The sequence below is a fragment of the Sphingobacterium arenae genome (assembly GCF_014692505.1).
Taxonomy (GTDB): domain Bacteria; phylum Bacteroidota; class Bacteroidia; order Sphingobacteriales; family Sphingobacteriaceae; genus Sphingobacterium; species Sphingobacterium arenae.
Map to the genome: position 1 here is coordinate 1 of NZ_JACNYK010000010.1, position 18,673 is coordinate 18,673.

26 protein-coding genes and 1 pseudogene are annotated in these 18,673 nt (G+C 40.1%); 10 read left to right on the plus strand and 17 right to left on the minus strand.

The features are described 5' to 3' along the window. Positions 1–107: 107 nt before the first annotated feature. The 8 genes from H8B17_RS20140 to H8B17_RS20170 form a co-directional block, all read right to left on the minus strand. A complete protein-coding gene (locus H8B17_RS20140; RefSeq protein ID WP_190311042.1) occupies positions 108–413 on the minus strand; it encodes a hypothetical protein in 306 nt (101 codons plus the stop codon). A gap of 45 nt (positions 414–458) precedes the next feature. Beyond that, positions 459–1,352 carry a hypothetical protein gene (locus H8B17_RS20145; protein ID WP_190311043.1) on the minus strand — a complete coding sequence of 298 codons (894 nt, stop codon included), beginning with the start codon at positions 1,350–1,352 and terminating at the stop codon, positions 459–461. Between the two features lie 3 nt (positions 1,353–1,355). Further along, positions 1,356–1,958 (minus strand): hypothetical protein, encoded by a 603-nt coding sequence (locus H8B17_RS20150; protein WP_190311044.1) that lies wholly within the window; start codon positions 1,956–1,958, stop codon positions 1,356–1,358. A gap of 37 nt (positions 1,959–1,995) precedes the next feature. Then, positions 1,996–2,916, minus strand: coding sequence for a hypothetical protein (locus H8B17_RS20155; protein ID WP_190311045.1), 921 nt, complete (start codon positions 2,914–2,916; stop codon positions 1,996–1,998). Positions 2,917–2,994: 78 nt separating this feature from the next. After that, complete coding sequence (locus tag H8B17_RS20795; protein ID WP_262891648.1) at positions 2,995–3,117, minus strand: hypothetical protein; 123 nt, start codon at positions 3,115–3,117, stop codon at positions 2,995–2,997. Positions 3,118–3,350: 233 nt separating this feature from the next. Continuing rightward, the gene (locus H8B17_RS20160; protein ID WP_148921179.1) at positions 3,351–3,893 is read right to left on the minus strand and encodes a hypothetical protein; all 543 of its coding nucleotides are present in this window, start codon (positions 3,891–3,893) and stop codon (positions 3,351–3,353) included. Between the two features lie 4 nt (positions 3,894–3,897). Further along, a complete protein-coding gene (locus tag H8B17_RS20165; protein ID WP_148921180.1) occupies positions 3,898–4,371 on the minus strand; it encodes an RNA polymerase sigma factor in 474 nt (157 codons plus the stop codon). A 1-nt stretch (position 4,372) separates the two neighbouring features. Further along, positions 4,373–5,758 carry a serine hydrolase domain-containing protein gene (locus H8B17_RS20170; protein ID WP_190311046.1) on the minus strand — a complete coding sequence of 462 codons (1,386 nt, stop codon included), beginning with the start codon at positions 5,756–5,758 and terminating at the stop codon, positions 4,373–4,375. Positions 5,759–6,226: 468 nt separating this feature from the next. Here H8B17_RS20170 and H8B17_RS20175 point away from each other — a divergent pair, with 468 nt between their 5' ends. From H8B17_RS20175 to H8B17_RS20185, 3 genes are all read left to right on the plus strand, one after another. Further along, the gene (locus tag H8B17_RS20175) at positions 6,227–6,553 is read left to right on the plus strand and encodes a hypothetical protein (protein WP_190311047.1); all 327 of its coding nucleotides are present in this window, start codon (positions 6,227–6,229) and stop codon (positions 6,551–6,553) included. 196 nt (positions 6,554–6,749) lie between these two features. Next, a complete protein-coding gene (locus H8B17_RS20180; RefSeq protein ID WP_190311048.1) occupies positions 6,750–7,196 on the plus strand; it encodes a DUF6934 family protein in 447 nt (148 codons plus the stop codon). 32 nt (positions 7,197–7,228) lie between these two features. Further along, positions 7,229–7,405 carry a hypothetical protein gene (locus H8B17_RS20185; RefSeq protein WP_187444205.1) on the plus strand — a complete coding sequence of 59 codons (177 nt, stop codon included), beginning with the start codon at positions 7,229–7,231 and terminating at the stop codon, positions 7,403–7,405. 40 nt (positions 7,406–7,445) lie between these two features. Here H8B17_RS20185 and H8B17_RS20190 read toward each other — a convergent pair whose 3' ends face one another. The 6 genes from H8B17_RS20190 to H8B17_RS20205 form a co-directional block, all read right to left on the minus strand. Further along, entirely contained in the window at positions 7,446–8,027 is a 582-nt protein-coding gene (locus H8B17_RS20190; RefSeq protein ID WP_190311049.1) for a hypothetical protein, read from the minus strand. Between the two features lie 60 nt (positions 8,028–8,087). Continuing rightward, entirely contained in the window at positions 8,088–8,210 is a 123-nt protein-coding gene (locus tag H8B17_RS20800) for a hypothetical protein (RefSeq protein ID WP_262891649.1), read from the minus strand. A gap of 554 nt (positions 8,211–8,764) precedes the next feature. After that, on the minus strand, positions 8,765–9,676 hold the full coding sequence (locus H8B17_RS20195; protein ID WP_190311050.1) for an Rpn family recombination-promoting nuclease/putative transposase: 912 nt from the start codon (positions 9,674–9,676) through the stop codon (positions 8,765–8,767). A 273-nt stretch (positions 9,677–9,949) separates the two neighbouring features. Continuing rightward, positions 9,950–10,201: a hypothetical protein gene (locus H8B17_RS20200; protein ID WP_190311051.1), complete on the minus strand. Its 252-nt coding sequence runs from the start codon at positions 10,199–10,201 to the stop codon at positions 9,950–9,952. Between the two features lie 60 nt (positions 10,202–10,261). Then, positions 10,262–10,384, minus strand: coding sequence for a hypothetical protein (locus H8B17_RS20805; RefSeq protein ID WP_262891650.1), 123 nt, complete (start codon positions 10,382–10,384; stop codon positions 10,262–10,264). Between the two features lie 543 nt (positions 10,385–10,927). Next, positions 10,928–11,338, minus strand: a complete 411-nt coding sequence (locus H8B17_RS20205; RefSeq protein ID WP_190311052.1) for a hypothetical protein — start codon at positions 11,336–11,338, stop codon at positions 10,928–10,930. A gap of 258 nt (positions 11,339–11,596) precedes the next feature. Between H8B17_RS20205 and H8B17_RS20210 the strand changes: the two genes are divergently transcribed. The 6 genes and pseudogenes from H8B17_RS20210 (at position 11,597) to H8B17_RS20235 (ending at position 14,896) form a co-directional block, all read left to right on the plus strand. Further along, positions 11,597–12,742 (plus strand): hypothetical protein, encoded by a 1,146-nt coding sequence (locus H8B17_RS20210; RefSeq protein WP_190311053.1) that lies wholly within the window; start codon positions 11,597–11,599, stop codon positions 12,740–12,742. A 10-nt stretch (positions 12,743–12,752) separates the two neighbouring features. Continuing rightward, positions 12,753–12,989: a hypothetical protein gene (locus tag H8B17_RS20215; RefSeq protein WP_190311054.1), complete on the plus strand. Its 237-nt coding sequence runs from the start codon at positions 12,753–12,755 to the stop codon at positions 12,987–12,989. A gap of 18 nt (positions 12,990–13,007) precedes the next feature. Further along, on the plus strand, positions 13,008–13,304 hold the full coding sequence (locus H8B17_RS20220) for a hypothetical protein (RefSeq protein WP_190311055.1): 297 nt from the start codon (positions 13,008–13,010) through the stop codon (positions 13,302–13,304). Positions 13,305–13,637: 333 nt separating this feature from the next. After that, a complete protein-coding gene (locus tag H8B17_RS20225) occupies positions 13,638–14,174 on the plus strand; it encodes a hypothetical protein (protein ID WP_190311056.1) in 537 nt (178 codons plus the stop codon). Between the two features lie 202 nt (positions 14,175–14,376). Continuing rightward, positions 14,377–14,559 (plus strand): annotated as a pseudogene (locus tag H8B17_RS20230) (DUF6428 family protein); the annotation flags it as partial. A gap of 19 nt (positions 14,560–14,578) precedes the next feature. Next, positions 14,579–14,896, plus strand: coding sequence for a hypothetical protein (locus H8B17_RS20235; protein WP_223816708.1), 318 nt, complete (start codon positions 14,579–14,581; stop codon positions 14,894–14,896). Between the two features lie 125 nt (positions 14,897–15,021). Here the strand turns inward: H8B17_RS20235 and H8B17_RS20240 are convergent, their stop codons facing one another. Continuing rightward, entirely contained in the window at positions 15,022–16,044 is a 1,023-nt protein-coding gene (locus tag H8B17_RS20240) for an ATP-grasp domain-containing protein (RefSeq protein ID WP_190311057.1), read from the minus strand. 256 nt (positions 16,045–16,300) lie between these two features. Between H8B17_RS20240 and H8B17_RS20245 the strand changes: the two genes are divergently transcribed. Further along, a complete protein-coding gene (locus tag H8B17_RS20245; RefSeq protein ID WP_190311058.1) occupies positions 16,301–16,717 on the plus strand; it encodes a hypothetical protein in 417 nt (138 codons plus the stop codon). Positions 16,718–16,891: 174 nt separating this feature from the next. On the opposite strand, the gene H8B17_RS20250 is transcribed toward H8B17_RS20245, so the two are convergent. Together H8B17_RS20250 and H8B17_RS20255 are read right to left on the minus strand one after the other, a co-directional pair. Further along, positions 16,892–17,581 carry a response regulator gene (locus tag H8B17_RS20250; RefSeq protein WP_223816709.1) on the minus strand — a complete coding sequence of 230 codons (690 nt, stop codon included), beginning with the start codon at positions 17,579–17,581 and terminating at the stop codon, positions 16,892–16,894. A gap of 159 nt (positions 17,582–17,740) precedes the next feature. Further along, positions 17,741–18,637 carry a LysR family transcriptional regulator gene (locus tag H8B17_RS20255; RefSeq protein ID WP_190311059.1) on the minus strand — a complete coding sequence of 299 codons (897 nt, stop codon included), beginning with the start codon at positions 18,635–18,637 and terminating at the stop codon, positions 17,741–17,743. Between the last annotated feature and the right edge of the window lie 36 nt (positions 18,638–18,673).

An 18,673-nucleotide genomic window follows, 5' to 3' on the forward strand; every position in this document is an offset into this window, starting at 1 on the left:
GGTAAAAATCGATTCTCTGAATAAAAGAAGACAATTGTATAATCAACAAAAATTAATAAATTTATAACTCGAAAGTCTCCTTAAGGTTCCATCCTAATGTGTCTAATTTAGTTTGAAGACGTACAATTGAGCGGAAGAAAACCTTTCTTTCTTAAGCTAGGCCGCAGGCTGCCGTCGTCCAAAACAGGAACATCGAGACCTATCTTCAATACCGCATAATCCCACTGGTCGGTAAATACATACATCACGGCCGTTAAATCTTCCTCCGATTTCACCTGCTGTGGAAAGCCGGCCGCATGTCGCTTCTCGGTAATCTTAGCTAGTTCCATTCCCCGCTTTTGAACTGCTTCCCTGTTTAGGTCTTCCTTTCTAGGGGTAGCTTTGTTGTTGTTTCTGAAAAATTTGAACATCATTGTTTTTTTTAAAAATTCATACTAAATCTAGATGCCGTGAAATGGTTAATCATCAAGATTCTTATAATCCGCAACTTGCAACGGATATTTATAAGGCAACTCTCCGAAGACGGTTAAATAAGCTAAAACGGCATTACTTGGTTGCTTACGATTGAATGCGTTACAGATCGCCTTCTCGTCCAAAGGTTCTAAACGCGCCAAACTGAGGTCTTTTAACGTGTCGACGATCTCTTTTAAAACTTGTGAGGCTGTCTTACCTTTATCGTTTATTGCTGTCGGCGACCACTTCAACTGGTGGTACTCCTCTATATTGCCAATAATTGTCGCAAATTCGAAATCGAAGTACTCCCAGTCGTAGTCCAGCTTTTTTAAAGCCCGGAAAGCTCCCGTGTAAAAAGGTGTGGTATCAACATCCATATAAACATCGTGTATGTCTAAAAGGAAGAAATTGTCTATCTTTTCCTTCGGCCAGAGATTTTTCTCTGCCAGGACAATGGGTAAGGCTTGGTTAATATCATAAATATCCAATACACGTGGACTGCGATCGGGCTTATATAGCATGGTTCGCTCGCGGCTCAGACCTTTTGTTATAATACAGAGTATAAATAAGATGGTGGCTTCGTAGTGTATACTATCTGGAAATAACGCTCCCAAATCTTTTTTTTCTAGGTAGTCATCAGCATTAAAAGGCGTGCCGGGATGTTGGCTCTTATGGATATGATAATGGAAAATAGCCAAATTCCTCCGACGGTTTACTACGTCCGATTTACGATTGAACCGGTATATGAGACGTCTATAAGCACTTTTAGCCCAGCCATCGGGAGCAATTTCTTTAAGGATCTCCGGTATTTCTTCAGCCAGCGCCGTAAGGAGTTTAACAGCTTCCGCCGATGTCATCGAGGCAGAGTCGTCATAATAGAAATCATCAAATAAACCCATATACTAGTCCTCCCACTCCGCTTTACGTACATTAAAATTTTTCTGAAGATATGATAACTCTTCGGTTAGGTATTTTTCAATGTGCCCCCGAATTTCTTCAAAATTATAATCGTCAAAAGAATAGGTTTGCAGCGTGGTGCGCTCATCATCTTCGTGTTCACCGAAACATAAAAACTCGCGGCTTTTGTTATTAAGCGATAATTCAAATGAGTCATCCCTGCTGGATGCCACAAAAAACAGGTAGCATGCACAGTTAAAAACATCGTCATCATCCTTCGATTTAGCATCTACCGCAAGGACGGCAAAAGCCGGAATATGATCATCGTCATGAATATAAAAGTACTCATGTTGACCATGGGTATCCAACACGAGTTCCAGATAGGGTGAAGAAAATGCCGATTTGATTTCTGTGAAAAATGTCTGAAGATCTTTCAGGATCGTATCATCAAATTTTTTGATGACATCTTCCTTCCGTTTAGCTTGTTCCTGCTCTTTCTTCCGCTCCCTTTCTTTCTTATTTTCGATCGCATGATGTTGTTCTTCGCATTTGTTGTGGAAGGACTGGACTATCTCTGAGAATTTTCGATTTAAATCAGTCTGACTCATAGTATAAGGTTCTTATTGCGATATAAATTTATGTAAATTAAAATTGCTTAAGGAATTCTTGCCTCAACGCATCCATTTTTTCAAACTGTTCCGCCGGTACTTCTGCATATTTCCCCGAGACAATATTCAAAAGCATATTTTTGTCTTTTGCGTATACAGGTAACCATATTGGGGTCTCCGAGGTTTCGATCCGGGGTGAAACGGTTTTATCGAATAGTCTGGGAATACTTTCCCACTGCAGGATTTCCTTGGCAGAGAGTTCTTCCAGTATTTGGTAACAGTATTGCATAGTGGCTTGATATTGCTCCCGGTTGTTTACGTATAGGTCTCCCCTGCTCCGTAGCGTTAGTTTTTCACCTTCCGTTGTAAGAACAACCGGACGTATTGATACACTGCTCAAATGACTTAATATGGCCATTCCCATGCGTACACCCAAGGTGGTATTTCGTAATCGGACCTGCGTCCATCCTTTCTCTCGGCTGCCTCCTTCTTCCCCATCGACATAACAGATAACGTGGTAGCCTTTTTTCAACAGTTGTTTTAGCTGTATAAGGGATTTTGAACCGCTGGACCTTACAAACTGCAGTTCGCTCGCATTCGGCTCCCGCCCGAAACTTCTTTTGAACTGCTGCCTATACATCGGATATTGCGCTTCGAATACGTCGTCTTTAAGCAGTACGGCAATACCATATCCGCATCGGATAAGTGCTCGCGCCATCAACGCATAAGGCCCAATATGGAAGCAGGCCCATATCCGAGGACCGTCCACCTTAGGCAGCTGTTCTTCCAGTTGTGGCAGAAAGGTATGGTCGGGCTGAAAGGTTTCCTGTTGAAGATATTTTTGATGGATGTTGACGATCTGCAATATGGATTCGTAGCTGTCTACCAATTTCCAGCGGTATAGCATCAAGGCTAGTTTGACACTTTGGTTCCAGCGGATGTGATCATTTTTTGCCATAGGTGTTGCCGGTAAAATATTTGGGTTCAGTTCGTTAAAAGGGTGTCCGGATCACCCTTGATTTGGAATTAACTTGATTTAAAGGTAATACAGATTACATTTTTCCTTGCTGGCAGACAGTAATGCAAGGCATTCGTTTGCATCGAGTACATTCGAGGCTACCGCTGCTATGTTTTGGATTTCATGAATAAATTGTTCCATGTTCAATTTATGTTTTGGTTTATAAAAAGCACCTATCGATCCTGGATAGATAGCTGTGTGATCACGCAGCAAATATGCTGTATGTGGCTCCAGAATTCCAAAAAAAATGTTGAACAGTAGAAAAACAGCAGTTTCGTCCCCGTGGAAAAAGGCTGAACGGAAGAAAAGTGGGGGTTTGGGCGGAAAGAAGTAAATTAAAACAGGCGCTTCTTAATACAACTTTCTTTTGGATATCAACAAAACGTCGCTATTGTATTTTCAAGACTTTTCAGTCGTTTTTTCCAAATATTGAACAAAACAACAAGCTGAAGCAGAAAAAATGAGATAATAATAATTAAGGAGAGATATTTATTAGAATCTATGTTGGTTCCATATGTTAAAAATATCAGAAGTCCCATTAAATAGATTTGTCTTGAAATTATAGAAACTATGGCGTAAGCTTTAACTTTGGATAGGAAATTTTTTAACGATTCATAGATATTGCTACCATATACAAGGTTCTTTGACAAACGATAGCCCATTAAGTTATGGACAAAAGGCAATAGAATTGAAAAAACAAGCAACAGATTGATCCACAATGGCTTTTCGGCACCATCAAGCATAGAATAATAGAAGGCTAAAAAAATGAACCATCCTGCTATTTCAATAGCAAATTGTTTTCTTAAAGCTTTCAAGACGGGATGCTTATTCTCCGAGAGCATATTTTGAAATTCGATAGCTGAAATAGTGGGAGTTTTTACAGCGTCCCAAGTTGATTTTAATTCGTTGAACTCCATTTTATTAAAATATTATTTTTTGAATTTTTGCCTTTATCCTATTTAACTTAACGCCTACATAGGTTTCGCTAATACCAATTATGTCTGCAATTTGTTGGTAGCTCAAATCTTCAAGATAGAGAGTTACTATGGCCTTATCGCTGTCGTTAAGTTGTTTTAACGCCGCAAATAGGCGCTCTTGCCTTAAAACCATATCGTCGTTGGGTGTTTCTTCTGGAAAATCCGGCAAATGAGGAAGATATTCCACTGCATGTCTTTTTTTACGAAAAGCAGCTATAGCAGTATTCAAGGCAATGCGATATACCCATGTGCTTATTTTTGAGTCGCTCTTAAAGGTTTGACGTGATTTCCAAAGTTGAAAAGTAATCTCCTGAAAAAGATCTTCACGATCCTCTTTTACATCACGATACAGTTGACATATCTTGTAAATTATTCCCTGATGCTCTTTAATAAGAAGTAAAAATTGTGATTCATCCATATTATTCTTTATTAAAGATAAGAACTTGACCTCTACCTTCTGCCACAAGACCGATTATTTGACCTTCGGTATTTTGCTGGAACGTAAATTTTACGTTTACTTTTTTTCCGTAAAACCCTAAAAATGAATCGCTATAAATTTGGAATATCGGATTATTTCCAAGTTTTGCGTACAAATTTTCATTTTCCGATATGATGAGTAGTTTAGCATCACCATTACTGGAAATATAACTTCCTTTTAGGTTCTCTAATTGATCGAAACTTATTTTTAAATCCCTTTTTATTTCGGGCAATTTAAATGATTGATTGAATATGATTTTTTCCAAGTCACTCCAAAGTTCATTTACGGGTAATGTTGATATATTACTTAGAATAATGATTGCCATTTCTTCAGTAGGATACCAAGCAGAAATTGCGGAACAACCAAAGGTTCCACCTCTAACGTAATATGCTAATTTATGGTGATCATTAGCGGGACGAATAAACCAGCCGTATCCGTAGCCATGATCATTATTATTTAGACCTTTTGTATAAGAGGTAAAAATTTGCTCTCTAATTTCCTTTGCCCACATAATACCTCCGAAACTTTTTAACCACTTAAACAGGTCATGTGCATTTGAATACATATCTCCTGAACCTTTCATTAAAGAGAAATCCCGGTAGGGGGCTACGATCAAACTGTCTCCCAAAAGATGGTATGAATAAGACATGTTAGTTATAATTGCTTTAGTGTTGAAGATTCCTGTTTCGCCCATGCCTAAAGGAGTTGTAATCTTTTCCTCGAGTAAATTCGTATAGCTCTTCTTGTATGTATTTTCCAATATAGACGCCAGCAAAAAATAACCTGGACTTGAATATTTGACGTCTGTGCCAGGAACAAACATTAATTTCATTTTAAAAATCTCATCAAGAGCCTGTTGATTATTCAAAGGTAAGAATGACGTCGAAGACCAATAGTCAGCTATTCCTTCGTTATGAGGGATTCCTGAACTATGCGAACGCATTTGTTCAATGGTTATCTTCCGCCATGATGAATCTTTTAATTCAGGATAGAACATTGCAAGCGAATCTTCAAAATTCAGCTTTCCTTCTTTTACCGCCAAAGCAGTTAGCATCGCAGTGAAAGACTTCGTTATTGAGGCTATTTTGAATTTAGAATCAATAGTGAGGGAAGTGTTGTTTTCGTAAGAGGATTTGCCAAAAGCTTCATTAAAAAGAATTGTATCATTTTTAGCAATTAATACTACACCATTAAAACCAATTCTTTTCTGTTGAATTGTTAAATACTCTTTTAACAATTTGATATTAGTATCATCAACGATTTGAGCCATGCAATACTGTGAGACGCTTAAAAAGCCAACAAAAAGAAGTTTTATATATCCTTTCATATTTTCTTTTTTTGTATTATAGGTAGTCGAAATCTCCAAAAACTTACAGATCAACCCGATTTTTTTATTTTATCCTAACTTGCATTCGTGCGACAATCACAAATGCAACGTCATATGCTGTCGATAATGGATTAGTCATTAGAAAAGATGACTTCTTATGGTATCCCGAAAATGATACTGCCACTATTCGCGATAGAAGCTATCTGAATCCTAATTCACGAAAACTAATTTACCTTGCTCCCGAAGAAATGAATCTTGCCATTGCTAAAGTGGTAGAGAATTCGATAGCAATACAATCCGAAAGTGCTGTTCCTTTAATCGCGAAAATCTTCGGTTATTCGAGAGTAACGGAGGATATGCGGAGATCAATATTAGAATCTATTAATTATGCCATAGAAAGTCAGAAAATAACAAAAGACGGGGACTTTTTGAAACCGCTATAGTTATCAATAGTTAATCACTTTCATCATGATGGCAATTCAACAAAATAAAATAGCTATACTTATTGGAGCTGGAGCAGTTCAAAATGCATGGGGACCTGTTCTTAGTTGCTTTAGGCTGATAAATGGGGCGGAAACTGATTCGTATACTGCCAACTTTCTATTCGCCAAATCCATCTGTGCGTTGAGACTGTACTCCAAATCGCTTAAAGGCATGGCTCAATTAAATGAAGAACGAGATATGGTTAACGCCATGAAGGAAATTGTAGGTCTTTCGTTAAAAAATGCACAACAAAATGGTACGCTCAAGCCTAGAGAGGAATTCGAGTCAATTTTAAATAATTTGTTGTTCTAAGAAGTTTGAAACCATGAAATGGCAGAACCGACGAATACGCCGATAAGCCCAAAAATTGCTTCCAGCATGTTATTATCTACGTTTTATAATGATTGGTTATCTACGTTTTTTGACAGATATAAAAATACAATTTATTTTGACTTTAATTATTTTTGCTGTCATAAGATTACTATATTTGTTCAACAACTAACTGATTATGAATTTAGGACATTACCAATTTAAGACAAACCATAGTCATCTTGACTTCGAATTCGAAAGTGTGGGACCAAAAGGTAAAATCAAAAAAATTGTCCGTTTCAGTCCTCAGAATGCAAACGGAATAACTTACTTTAACCTTGGTTTCGGAGATCTTGATACCGAAACTGGTATTATCAGCGATTTATCAAAATCGAATAATGGGGATAGGGAGAAAATTCTAACGACGATTGCACGTATAGTATTGGTATTTACCGAACATTTTCCAGATGTGATGGTATATGCCCAAGGTAGCACACCTGCAAGAACTAGGCTATACCAAATGGGGATATCCGGAAATATTGATGAAATACAGGAAATACTGCACGTGTACGGGTATACGAACGGAAAGTGGCAACTTTTCGAAACAAAAGTAAATTATGAGGCTTTTTTGGTCTCACGCAAATAATAGTTATCTTTGTATATAACAGGAGGTTTGATATGAAAAATCTTGAAAATAAAAAAAACAGGGACAGTATCCAAAATACAGTGAGTGATTATGGAAACGACCCATATTTTGTTAAAAAAGCAAATAAGTCGAAAGTTTTCTTAGAGAAACACGGTTTTCCCCAAGAACTCCTTGACAAGAAAAATAAGAATTCTAGCCTTGTTGGATAAAATAATTTATTAAAAAATTAAAGGAAAAGCCGTTCACGAATTAGAATGGCTTTTGTCGTTTTCTGACCATACCGAAGTTATGTACATGGATCTGTGTCCATCCTTTCTCTCCGCCTTCTTCCCCATCGACATAGCAGATAACGTGGTAGCCTTTTTTTAACAGTTGTTTTAGCTGTATAAGGGATCTTGAGCCGCTTGAGCGTACAAACTGCAGTTCGCTTGCTTTCGGCTCCCGTCCGAAACTTCTTTTGAACTTCTGCATATACATGGGATATTGCTCTTCGAACACCTCGTCTTTCAGCAAGATGGCAATACCATGTCCGCGCCGGATAAGTGCACGCGCCATCAACGCATAAGGCCCAATATGGAAGCATGCCCATATCCGGGGACCGTCCACCTTGGGTAGCTGTTCCTCCAGTGGTGGCAGAAAGATACGATCGGGCTTAAACGTTGCCTGTTGAAGATATTGTTGATGGATGTTGATGAGCGTCAATATGGATTCATAGCTGTCCACTAATTTCCAATGGTATAGCATCGAAGCTAGTTTGACACTCTGGTTCCAGAAGATATGGTCATCTTTTGCCGCAGGTGTTGCCGGTAAAGTATTTGGGGTGCTGTTCATAGTTGGTTTTAGTTAGTTAAAAGGGTGTCCGGATCACCCTTATCGTAGAATTAACTTGATTTAAAGGTAATAAAGATTACATTTTTCCTTACTGGCAGACAGTAATGCAAGACCTTCGTTTGCATCGAGTACATTCGAGGCTACCGCTGCTATGTTTTGGATTTCATGAATAAATTGTTCCATGTTCAATGTATGTTTTGGTTTATAAAAAGCACCTATCGATCCTGGATAGATTGCTGTGTGATCACCTAGCAAATATGCTGTATGTGGATAGAGAATTCCAAAAAAAATGTTGAACAGTAGAAAAACGGCAGTTTCGGCTCCGCGAAAAAAGGCTGAACGGAAGAAAAGTGGGGGTTTGGGCGGAAGTTTTACTTATCGAATTCGAAAAACCTATTGATATCGTATCAGAAGAACGGATACGGAATTGGGTATTGGATAACATTAGTGTTCGTTATTTGATGTCGTTAAGAATGCTTTGCAGATTTTTAATGATTGCAAAGCACAATTGACCGGAGTGGTTCGACCGTTGTTTTTAGCGAATGCGCTTAAGGCCTGCAATGGTACTAAGGGACTTCCGAAGCTAGAGAAGGAGAAGGATAGGAATGCGAGGTTTGTTTATAGGACGGGAAAATAAGCTTCCAGGCCGAAATTAAAACAGGCATCTCCTTTATCAGAAAGTGCCTATTCAATATATTTTATCGCCGAATTGCTATTTCAGTTTTTTATCTGCGTAATTATTTTTTATCAGACAAGCCAGCACGGACTTCTTCTACAAATTCTTCTGTCACGGTAGCAAAACCTGCAATTTCAGCGACAGTAAATTGGTTGGCTATGAGCAGGTTTCGCACCACTTCATAGCTTTTTTGCTCCACACCTTCAGCTTTACCTTGTTGCAATCCTTCAGCCTTAGCCTCTTGCTTTGCAAAAGCCAACGTATTGTTGTAATCCCGTTTCCTGTCTAAGCTAGATATATATGCCATCTTCTCCGCTGGCGTTAGATTGGCCAGTTCTCCTATCTCAAAGATACGTGAGAATATTCTTTTATCCAAATAGTTAACCAACTGGTTCATCTCATGGCAATGCTTCATCAGGTACATCCATTGATCCAGGAGCGTTGGCAGCGCCTCCCGCGGCTTATTGAAATTAGGGAGGACCAGCATCTTGTAACTCAGTTTCGGATATAGCACCTCGTTATCGAATTCGTCCACAATCTTCGCGCTGTAATAATATTTCTCCAGATTGGTCTTGTCCAACCGGAAGCGCAGTACAGCAACAAAATAAACCGAAGGAAGTTCATAGCTATTGCCCTCCCGCCCTTTCTTTGCCAAACGGCTGATCGTACGAGAGGTGTAGGTAACAGCGCGGTCGAAAAAGAAATTCTGGTTCTGTAGCTGCATTTCCACTAGAAAATGTTCTCCGTCCTCGCCCACACAACGGAGATCAAAGACCACCTTCCGCTTGCCCGAATCTTCGCCTCCTTCTTCAACATTGATATAGTGGAGATCCTTCACCACGTGCTCTCCTTCCAGCAGGCTGTTCAAAAAGTTGATGAGGTTGATTTTGTTCTCTTCGCCGAAATACCACTTCCAGCCAAAATCACTCAAAATGTCAATGTTCTGCTGCAGTTTTTTCTGTTTCATCATCATAAAAGGTTTTAATTAATATATCATTGATGAAACAAACATCGAAAATGAGAAGAGCATTAGCCGATTTTTAAACGTTTATAAACGGGTATAAGCGTTTATAAACGGCTAACGCCGAAGATTCCGAAAGGTAAAACTATAACGCTTATGGAAGATAGAATGGAGATACGAGGTTTGTTTATGGAACGGGAGAATAAGAATTGTTTCGCAAAACATCACTACATAACAAATTTTAGTTAAGCACACTAACCAATATTTAAAGAGTCCAATATGGAATCATGACCATATACGCGGTCCGTCCGCCTTAGGCAGCTGTTCTTCCAGTTGTGGCAGAAAGGTATGGTCGGGCTGAAATGTTTCCTGTTGAAGATATTTTTGATGGATGTTTATGATCTGCAATATGGATTCGTAGCTGTCTACCAATTTCCAGCGGTACAGCATCAAGGCTAGTTTGACACTGTGGTTCCAGCGGATGTGATCATTTTTTGCCGTAGGTATTGCCGGTATTGTATTTAGTTCACTTTTCATGTTTGATCTAGTTAGTTAAAAAGGGTGTCCGGATCACCCTTGATTTGGGATTAACTTGATTTAAAAATAATAAAGATTACATTTTTCCTTGCTAGCAGACAGTAATGCAAGACCTTCGTTTGCTTCGAGTACATTCGAGGCTACCGCTGCTAGGTTTTGGATTTCATGAATAAATTGTTCCATGTTCAATTTATGTTTTGGTTTATAAAAAGCACCTATCGATCCTAGATAGATGGCTGTGTGATCACCTAGCAAATATGCTGTATGTGAATGGAGAATTCCAAAAAAAATGTTGAACAGTAGAAAAACAGCAGTTTCGTCCCCGCGGAAAAAGGCTGAACGGAAGAAAAGTGGGGGTTTGGGCGGAAGTTTTACTTATCGAATTCGAAAAAGCTGTTGATAACATATCGGAAGAACGGATAAAGAATTGGGTATTGGACCTTACTAAAAAGAAGGATAGGAATGGAAATATTGTCTATGAATTATCGTTATCGAAAAAGTGATTATAGTTTGTGCTTTTTGGAATCAGAAAAAAAATCTCTCTAAAGCTTTTCGACATACTCTCCTATTCTATCTATGAACAGGTCAAATTCGGGTTGACCTTTATCGTAAAGAGCGGCCGAACTTTGGTGCCTATTCTTAAAGGATTTTCGCAATTCTGTATCATGAAGCAGAAACGCTTGATTTTCGGCTATGGGAATTTCAAAGTCTAATTTTGGAAATCTTTTAGCTTTGTGGGCAGGTATGCATAATCCAATAGTCCTTTTCTACCAGTCCGGCCTGTATCTCTGTTTCGTCCTCGATAATACGCAACAAATCCGCAAATTGCTTGTGGTTGTGAAGGTAATCAGTGGGCATATTGGACCGTTTTGGCATTTCTGCGATGCGGGGTTTTAGAAAGAACCGGCGCCAATATTTTCTTGGTTTTGGTTGCACCGTACAGGGCAACAGAATACGCAAGTTTATTGACATCCATCGTTTCACACCGACAAACACAAAAATGCTTTTGTTCTTCAAACTCCTTTCACCTATTTTTTTTACCCATTTTTTGTTTCTCGCGATTCCCATATTCGCGACACTTTTTTTATGTTCATCGGCAGCGTACCATTGGAACTCAATGGCAAAAAAGATCGCCATAGCCCTATGTGATCTGGCAATGTAGACACTTTGTATATGCAGGAATTGTACTGATAGACACTTTGTTGCGTGTTAAATTATTGGACTTTAAGGTTTTTTCGCGTATTTTGTCTTAGCAATCTAAAACATCCAGCAGAAAATTCCAGCCACTTCCCATGATCGCATTATTGGAACAGAAATATTTATCGCGAACAAGACGTAAAAAGGATGTAGGTAAATGACAACGGTTGGAAGAACATTTATAATTAATAGATTATCATGACGGCAAAGAAAATTATGGGTATCATCGCATTGGTCATCGTCGGCGGTATCGGGCTGTTTGCCCTATCTTGTGACAACAAAAACACAAGAACATTCATGTGGGACGATCAGGTGGCCGAACTCACGGGGAAGCACCTGGATAGCTGGCTCCGGCAAGCCCCTTTTGACAATGAGCTAAAACTGCAGGAGGAAGATAAAGTCGTATTGACAAATGCAAAACAGGTATTCCCCTTTATAGGGCGATATTACAATGCCATGGAAGAACTTCGTACGGATGGTACGCCTAGCGATACGGCTATCTACCAACAAACCGAGGTCCTGTTCAAGGATGCCGTTTGGGGAGATCTGTTTGTCAGCGCCACGTTACTTTATAACTATGAAGAGGTTTTTCTCGGCAACAGTTATGTCGAAACGGGCAACACCTTTTTCGGTGGATTGGATGCCGCCACGGACACACATAGCGCATCGCTGCACGAAACTTCTGTATTGGCAAGAAAAAGTCGCTATAAAACAGGTATTTACTGGGTCTCTGCAAATTTTAACCGTTACCTGTTGGGGTTTTACCAGCAGGGACAGCTGGTTTTTGAGACGGTGATACCTTTGCTTGGAACAGATACGCTGGCAACGCTCAATAAACTGAAAGAGGTAAGCGAAAAATTGAACTTAAATATCCCCGAGTGGGAGAATGCTTCGGTGGAACAGTTGCAAACGGTCGATGGATCGACAAGCTTCTGGATCGATCCCTTCACGGGAATCTATTTAGGTGACTACATGCTGAACGACGTCCATCTCAAAACAGGGGATACGCCATTCGTCCAAAGCAACACTGCCACAAAGGGTGACCATTACTTTTCCTACCAGTCTCCCAAGGGGATGGTGGAACTCTATACAGCGTTAGGGAAAACAACGCTAAGCGAAGAGGATTTCAACAAAGAAAACCGCGGAATGGATAGCTACCAATATCATAATCAGTACATTTTCTATGAGGAAGGGACTTCGGAAGGTTATGTAAACGGCACGGCGAAGACTTATTTCAAAGATAGCCAATATCTGGAAATACATTACCGTCACCCGGAAACGGACAGCGGTGCAAAAGATCAGGTACACGGCATTTTAAGGTACATCAAAGTAAGGAAATTCTAAAATTTTGAAGATGGGCGTATTGACAGGGAAACCACGCTATTGCAAAGGTATATTGTTGGCAAACCTTGCCTTGCTATCATTAGCTGGATGCCGGAAAGCCAACGGTAGCGACCACAATCACGTTATCGACCGACCGCAACCTGTAGCGGTGGATATCCATATGGCTGTGGTAAAGTTTGTCGATGGATATTTCCAGCCCTTTTACTACAAAAACGGGGAAATGCAACGGCTTACCGCAAATGAATAAAACGATAAAATTGGATATATGTACAAGACATTAAAAATAAGCATCATTGTAATTATGGCATTGCTCTTTATTTCCGGGGTTATTGCCCTTTCACTACAAACCTTGATTTCCTTTATTGCCTATCCCATCGGTTCGCTGTTCTTATACTATTCGGCCCTTCTTCTTTTAATCACATTCCTGAAAGCGCATTCCGGAAGCACGGTTTTATCAATCATCATCTGGGTACTTGTTTTGGCCCCCATAGCCTGGGTTTTACTGGCACCCGAAAATTTGTTTAATTCCCTTACCCCAAAGTTGAACCTGGACATGAGATAGGTTGGACACGTACATTTTACTGTTATAAGGTACTTTAAAGGACGGGAGAAGCGAAATGATAACAACGACTATTTGCGGACAATTGATGGTACAAACTTTTTCTGCTACAACAACAGGACCAATAGCAAAGACTTTATTGAAAATAATACTTTGCCCATACTTTCCCCAGACATTAAAGTAATATATCTTGATAGTAAGACACCAAAATCGGACTATGACCAACGCTTTATTTCAAAAGCGCTTTTACAGCATCGAAGACAGAAAGAGCTTTCCGTATCTGCTTAAAATCACAGACGGAAAACTCATTGACAAATCAATAAATAAGTTATTTTAATGAAAAAAATATATTACATAAAATTCCTGTTATTAACCGCTTTAACCGGTGTGGTTTCCTGCGGACCTTCTCCCAAAAAAGTAGTCGCACAGACCTGGCTGAATACGAATAATGTTACAACCTACTATTCGCCGAGGTTCTTCAACGAGCTGATGGAAAGGAAAACAACGGACAATATCACCGTATATGAAGATGACACAGCAACAAAGGGTACTTCGGTAGCGTACGTTCAACAATATGTTATCGCAACCATTGATGAAAACTTAAAAAAGGTTGAAACGTTGTCGGCAAAAGGAGATAATAAAGAGCTTATCCATGCCTCTCTGGAAGTGTTCCGCTATGCAAAGGGAATTTTTGAAACCGAATACCTTGACATCGCAGCGATGATCGATGACGAAAGGCCATCTGAAGACATTATGACTGCCATAGATAACCTGTTTGGAAAATACGATGGAGAAATGCAGGCCCGGTTTGACCGATTGGACAGCTACGCCATACCTTATGCGGAAAAACACGATATCCCGATCAAAAAATAAACAACAGTATGTGCAACAGGCATGACGGTCAAACGAAAATACAGAACGAATGACAATAGAAAGAGCATTGGCTGAAATCAAGAAATTTTGGAAAGGCGATGAACCGTTCCCTTTTGGGCTGTCTGATAATACCCATCACTTAGACAGATTAAAAACTGAATTTGCCGTTACAATTCCCGATATAGTAGAGGATTATGTGAAAAAATACCAAGGAGAAACGATTGGCAAGTTTGACTTGGGTTTTGACGGCAAGCATTTCATCCTAAAGAACAAACAGACGGCTTGCTTGGCAAGCGATGCCTGCGGTATTCCTGCGGAGAAACAGAAAGTAAAATTATCGGAGTTGAACAGCACTTGCTGTACACCTGATTCGGGATGTTGTTAAACACGAAGGGCCAACCGTCATGTATAAGAATTTAACTGAAACCATAAACGGGATTATAGACGTCCAGACCGTAAGTGAGGAACGCAAAACGATACTGCAACCGCTGATAGACTTTGTACAGCAAAAAGCAGACAGCGCAGAGGATATAAACCTCAATTTTATCTGTACCCATAATTCACGTAGAAGCCATTTAGCACAGATCTGGGCGCAGGTGGCAAGTGCATACTTCGATATCCCAAACGTGCATTGCTATTCCGGCGGTACGGAAGAAACAGCACTGTTGTACTTTCATCATCATCACGTTCGTCAATTGAAAGCATCCTGCTCTCATTTTTAACGAATAAGTCAAATGAATTACCTGAGGTGGAGACTGCAAAAAGAAGGTACCGTGCGCGGTAAAATGCTTCCTGGTCTTTTCTCGATTTGGCATCTACGCCGAAGAACGTATACCTTAACCCTGGCCTAGGGACATAACACAGGATTATTTTTTTTACGTCTTTTCCACTTTTGTATTAAATGATCTATGATAGCGGGAGCAAAATTGCGCTGGCATACCTCGTTGGTAATTGCCAGACCACCTGCGCAGTTCACATTGATTTCCAATAGCTCCGTTCCTACCAGATCAAGTCCCACAAAATACATTCCATCAAAAGCCAGTTTTTCTTTAACCTTTTCAATAACTTGAGCGACTGCCGGGGTCATCACTCCAGCCGTTCCCTCTCCCCCCTGATGTATATTACTCCTTATGGTATCGGGAGCAGGACACCGATGCAAGATTGCATACTGTCCATCTATTTCAATCGGCTCACCATCCAACAGATAAACCCGAAGGTCTCCTTGTTGAGCTTTGGGAAGATATTGCTGTACGACAAAATATCCATCCATAGCCAGTACATCGACAATTTGCCGTAAGTTCATGATATGTGAAGCGTCCGCATAGAATACATTTTTTCCGGTTGACCCCTGTACCGGTTTCAGTATTATTTTTGGATGATCCGACATAAAGTTGACAACGTCCGCATAGTCTCTGGTCACGACGGCCGGCGGCCTTACATCTTCGGAGAAGTCCTGTAAATAGATCTTGTTACTGTGGAAGGCTAGCGTCTGCGGGTCATTGACGACAAGTTTTCCAGATCTTTTTATCCGTTCGGCAAACTGTAGTGCAAAATTTGGTGCCCATGGTCGCGGTTGCATCTCCAAGGTTGGATCAAACCGGATCCAAAGAATATCAAGAGCTTCGGCTGGCTGGTATGTCAAATTTTGCTGCCGAAGGTGTGTGATAAGGTCGATGGGATTTTCCAGCTGCACATCTGGCTTTAATACCCTTGCGCCTACCTCTATCGTTCCTAAAGTTCCCATGCGGAAATCAGACATACCGATATACCATACTTCGGATCCGAGGGACCAAACTTCATACGCCAACAGTGATGTGGTGCAGTTCAGTTCTTCTGTGTGAACATCGTTGATTAAAAATGAAATTACCATCGAAATATCCTATATAAGTTTGTAAATTATGTATTCTTAAATTTATCTGCCATAATAATCTATGTTTATATCGATTGAACAACTGCCCCCTCGAATAGTTCATGGCGACGGAATCTCTATAGATCTCTCTACCTATCAGCTAATCAAATTCGAAGGACCTGTTATTGGTTAAGGGTATTTATTCTGTTTTTTGGGTATTTATCACTGCAACTATATGGAACAGAATAGGTTCAATTAATACATCAATAAATGAAACATGATGAAAACAAAAAACCTTTTTGCTATAAAAGGACAAGGTCCTATCATAGCTTTCGCGGTAGTAGAACCAACGTCCGATCCGGCCACTCCAAATCGTGGTGGTGAAGGAAACATACCGGACGAAGAAAATCTACCAGATGGTGGAGAGCGCGTTGAAAATCTACCTCCGGAACAACCGGATGTCGACCCACTTGAACGAGAGGAGCCGGAGTTGGACGAGATAGAGGAAAACCAGCCCAATGAACAGCCAGACATCGATCCCCTTGAAGCGCCTAATCCCGATATCGACGAGATTAATCCGGATGCAGAGCCCGAAATTAATGAGCTTTCAACACCGGAGCCCAATATCGATCGTGATCCCGTAGTAGAGCCGGGAACAAATCCTATGGGGAGAGATCATTCACAATTCATCTAAAAACAAGGAGAAACGAAATGTCAGGACAACAATGCCTTTCCGTCCTTTCCGCATCGTAGAGCTGTTCTGGCTGTAGAGCGCGAAAAACGGTAATCTTCATATTATATAGGTAACCTCTATTTCGTCATTTCGTTCAAAAGGATGCATTTTTTTGAATCATTGTCACAATCTCGTCTATTCGGATAAAGGGGAATACTGCAGCAATCCATTTTGAATAGCAAATTTGATCAATGCTGGCGTATTTTTTGATTTCGTCTTGTCAATCAAACTTTGCCTATGCCCTTCTACTGTACGCTTGCTGAGGAACAGCTTTTCAGAAATTTCTAGGTTTGTCAATCCATCGGCTAATAACGTCAATACTTCCATCTCGCGTGTAGTAAGTAATAATTCCGTCGGATCCATTCTAAATGCCCGGGCATCCTCTTGATGGATGAGTTTATCCACCAGCTTCATCGTAAGCTCTTCACACAGATACCGACCTCCTTTTGCCACATGATTGATGCAGAAAAGCATTTCCTCTGCATTCACATTTTTGACGAGATATCCTCTCGCACCATTCCGGAAGCTCTGCGCGACATAATGTTCGTCATACAGCATTGTTAGTATGATCACATATATCCCAGTGTTCTTTTCATGGATGTCTTTAATGAACCGAAAACCACCATTATCCATATTTAAGTCTGTAATAAGAATATCCGCTTCCACACCTGCGGCTATCAAATCCAATATCTCCCGACCACAGCATACATCGGCCACCACTTCAAGATTATCTTCATTATCCAATAGTAACTTTATTCCGTCTCTGACCACTAAATGGTTCTCTGCTAATAATATTTTCGTTTTTCCAATCGTTTCCCGCAACATACTGTTTTTATAAGTTTTGTCATAGTAAGATACAGTTATCAACAACTAGCCCCCCTTCATTGTTTGTAAACTCAAACTCACCTTTTAAAATACCATTAACTCTTTCAGCTATCAATATCATGTAATGCTAAAATAGGCGATATTTCACTATATTGATTTTCACCACTTATCTTCCAGCAAAGCCTCCAATTGTTCTATTTCTTTTTGATAGATTGTTTTTTTACGGGTGCCGAAATACAACGTATTTTCCAAGGGATGTTTTCCATCCCAGACCAACTTAATCTGATTCGTAGCTAACGCATCGGTACATAAAAAGTCTGGTACGACAGAAAAGCCGGTTCCATCACTCAAACAACGGACTATAGAGCTGATGTTGGGCACAATATAGTTGGGACTAAAATCAGGGTGCTCCCCAAAATGCTTCAGCCAAAAGTTTTTAAGATGCTCCATATCCGCAGCAGTACTATACCAGAGTTGCTCCTTTAACAAATTGGCCACTTCTTTCGTCCTATTTTCGGCCAACAATTTTTCAATCTCAACGGTATCTGTATTTGCCCCGGCAATTAGTACGATACGTTCTTTGGAAAAGGGTCTATAAAGTAGATTTTGCTGCGTCCCTTTCTTGGGCGTCACGATCAAATCCAAAAGTCCATTATCCAGATCGTGCTGCATTTTAGGGTACTCACCAAAATTGATGATCAGGTTAAAAGGTAAATTTGCTATATGTTCTTCCAGCGTATACTGAAAGGTCTCAAAACACATCCCTACACTGATAGTCACGCGTTCATCCTTGGCACGCTTATGAAAATGCTGCTCTGCACTTTCCATTTTCTTCAAAGGATCCAATACATAGTTATATAGGATCTTTCCCTTTTCCGTTGGCACCATCTTCCGTGCCGACCGATCAAATAGCTTATAGCCCGTGAATGCCTCCAGCGAGTTAAGATGCAGACTGACACCCGGTTGCGAAACAAACAACTCCTGCGCAGCTGCGGATAACGTGCCCGTCTCATAAATTGCCTTAAATGTACGTAGCCATTCTAAGTTCCAACGCATATTATATCATATTAATGATACAAAGGTATAAAATAT

Bases quoted from the DNA above. Each gene is read 5' to 3' on its own strand.
- H8B17_RS20250 (WP_223816709.1), bottom strand. From the start codon at position 17,581: ATGTTGCGGGAAACGATTGGAAAAACGAAAATATTATTAGCAGAGAAC.
- H8B17_RS20190 (WP_190311049.1), bottom strand. From the start codon at position 8,027: ATGAACAGCACCCCAAATACTTTACCGGCAACACCTGCGGCAAAAGAT.
- H8B17_RS20245 (WP_190311058.1), top strand. From the start codon at position 16,301: ATGATGAAAACAAAAAACCTTTTTGCTATAAAAGGACAAGGTCCTATC.
- H8B17_RS20240 (WP_190311057.1), bottom strand. From the start codon at position 16,044: ATGGTAATTTCATTTTTAATCAACGATGTTCACACAGAAGAACTGAAC.
- H8B17_RS20200 (WP_190311051.1), bottom strand. From the start codon at position 10,201: ATGAAAAGTGAACTAAATACAATACCGGCAATACCTACGGCAAAAAAT.
- H8B17_RS20145 (WP_190311043.1), bottom strand. From the start codon at position 1,352: ATGGGTTTATTTGATGATTTCTATTATGACGACTCTGCCTCGATGACA.
- H8B17_RS20185 (WP_187444205.1), top strand. From the start codon at position 7,229: ATGAAAAATCTTGAAAATAAAAAAAACAGGGACAGTATCCAAAATACA.
- H8B17_RS20255 (WP_190311059.1), bottom strand. From the start codon at position 18,637: ATGCGTTGGAACTTAGAATGGCTACGTACATTTAAGGCAATTTATGAG.
- H8B17_RS20215 (WP_190311054.1), top strand. From the start codon at position 12,753: ATGGGCGTATTGACAGGGAAACCACGCTATTGCAAAGGTATATTGTTG.
- H8B17_RS20175 (WP_190311047.1), top strand. From the start codon at position 6,227: ATGATGGCAATTCAACAAAATAAAATAGCTATACTTATTGGAGCTGGA.
- H8B17_RS20180 (WP_190311048.1), top strand. From the start codon at position 6,750: ATGAATTTAGGACATTACCAATTTAAGACAAACCATAGTCATCTTGAC.
- H8B17_RS20155 (WP_190311045.1), bottom strand. From the start codon at position 2,916: ATGGCAAAAAATGATCACATCCGCTGGAACCAAAGTGTCAAACTAGCC.
- H8B17_RS20170 (WP_190311046.1), bottom strand. From the start codon at position 5,758: ATGAAAGGATATATAAAACTTCTTTTTGTTGGCTTTTTAAGCGTCTCA.
- H8B17_RS20160 (WP_148921179.1), bottom strand. From the start codon at position 3,893: ATGGAGTTCAACGAATTAAAATCAACTTGGGACGCTGTAAAAACTCCC.
- H8B17_RS20205 (WP_190311052.1), bottom strand. From the start codon at position 11,338: ATGGCGATCTTTTTTGCCATTGAGTTCCAATGGTACGCTGCCGATGAA.
- H8B17_RS20225 (WP_190311056.1), top strand. From the start codon at position 13,638: ATGAAAAAAATATATTACATAAAATTCCTGTTATTAACCGCTTTAACC.
- H8B17_RS20805 (WP_262891650.1), bottom strand. From the start codon at position 10,384: ATGGAACAATTTATTCATGAAATCCAAAACCTAGCAGCGGTAGCCTCG.
- H8B17_RS20235 (WP_223816708.1), top strand. From the start codon at position 14,579: ATGTATAAGAATTTAACTGAAACCATAAACGGGATTATAGACGTCCAG.
- H8B17_RS20220 (WP_190311055.1), top strand. From the start codon at position 13,008: ATGTACAAGACATTAAAAATAAGCATCATTGTAATTATGGCATTGCTC.
- H8B17_RS20210 (WP_190311053.1), top strand. From the start codon at position 11,597: ATGACGGCAAAGAAAATTATGGGTATCATCGCATTGGTCATCGTCGGC.
- H8B17_RS20165 (WP_148921180.1), bottom strand. From the start codon at position 4,371: ATGGATGAATCACAATTTTTACTTCTTATTAAAGAGCATCAGGGAATA.
- H8B17_RS20150 (WP_190311044.1), bottom strand. From the start codon at position 1,958: ATGAGTCAGACTGATTTAAATCGAAAATTCTCAGAGATAGTCCAGTCC.
- H8B17_RS20195 (WP_190311050.1), bottom strand. From the start codon at position 9,676: ATGATGATGAAACAGAAAAAACTGCAGCAGAACATTGACATTTTGAGT.
- H8B17_RS20795 (WP_262891648.1), bottom strand. From the start codon at position 3,117: ATGGAACAATTTATTCATGAAATCCAAAACATAGCAGCGGTAGCCTCG.
- H8B17_RS20800 (WP_262891649.1), bottom strand. From the start codon at position 8,210: ATGGAACAATTTATTCATGAAATCCAAAACATAGCAGCGGTAGCCTCG.
- H8B17_RS20140 (WP_190311042.1), bottom strand. From the start codon at position 413: ATGATGTTCAAATTTTTCAGAAACAACAACAAAGCTACCCCTAGAAAG.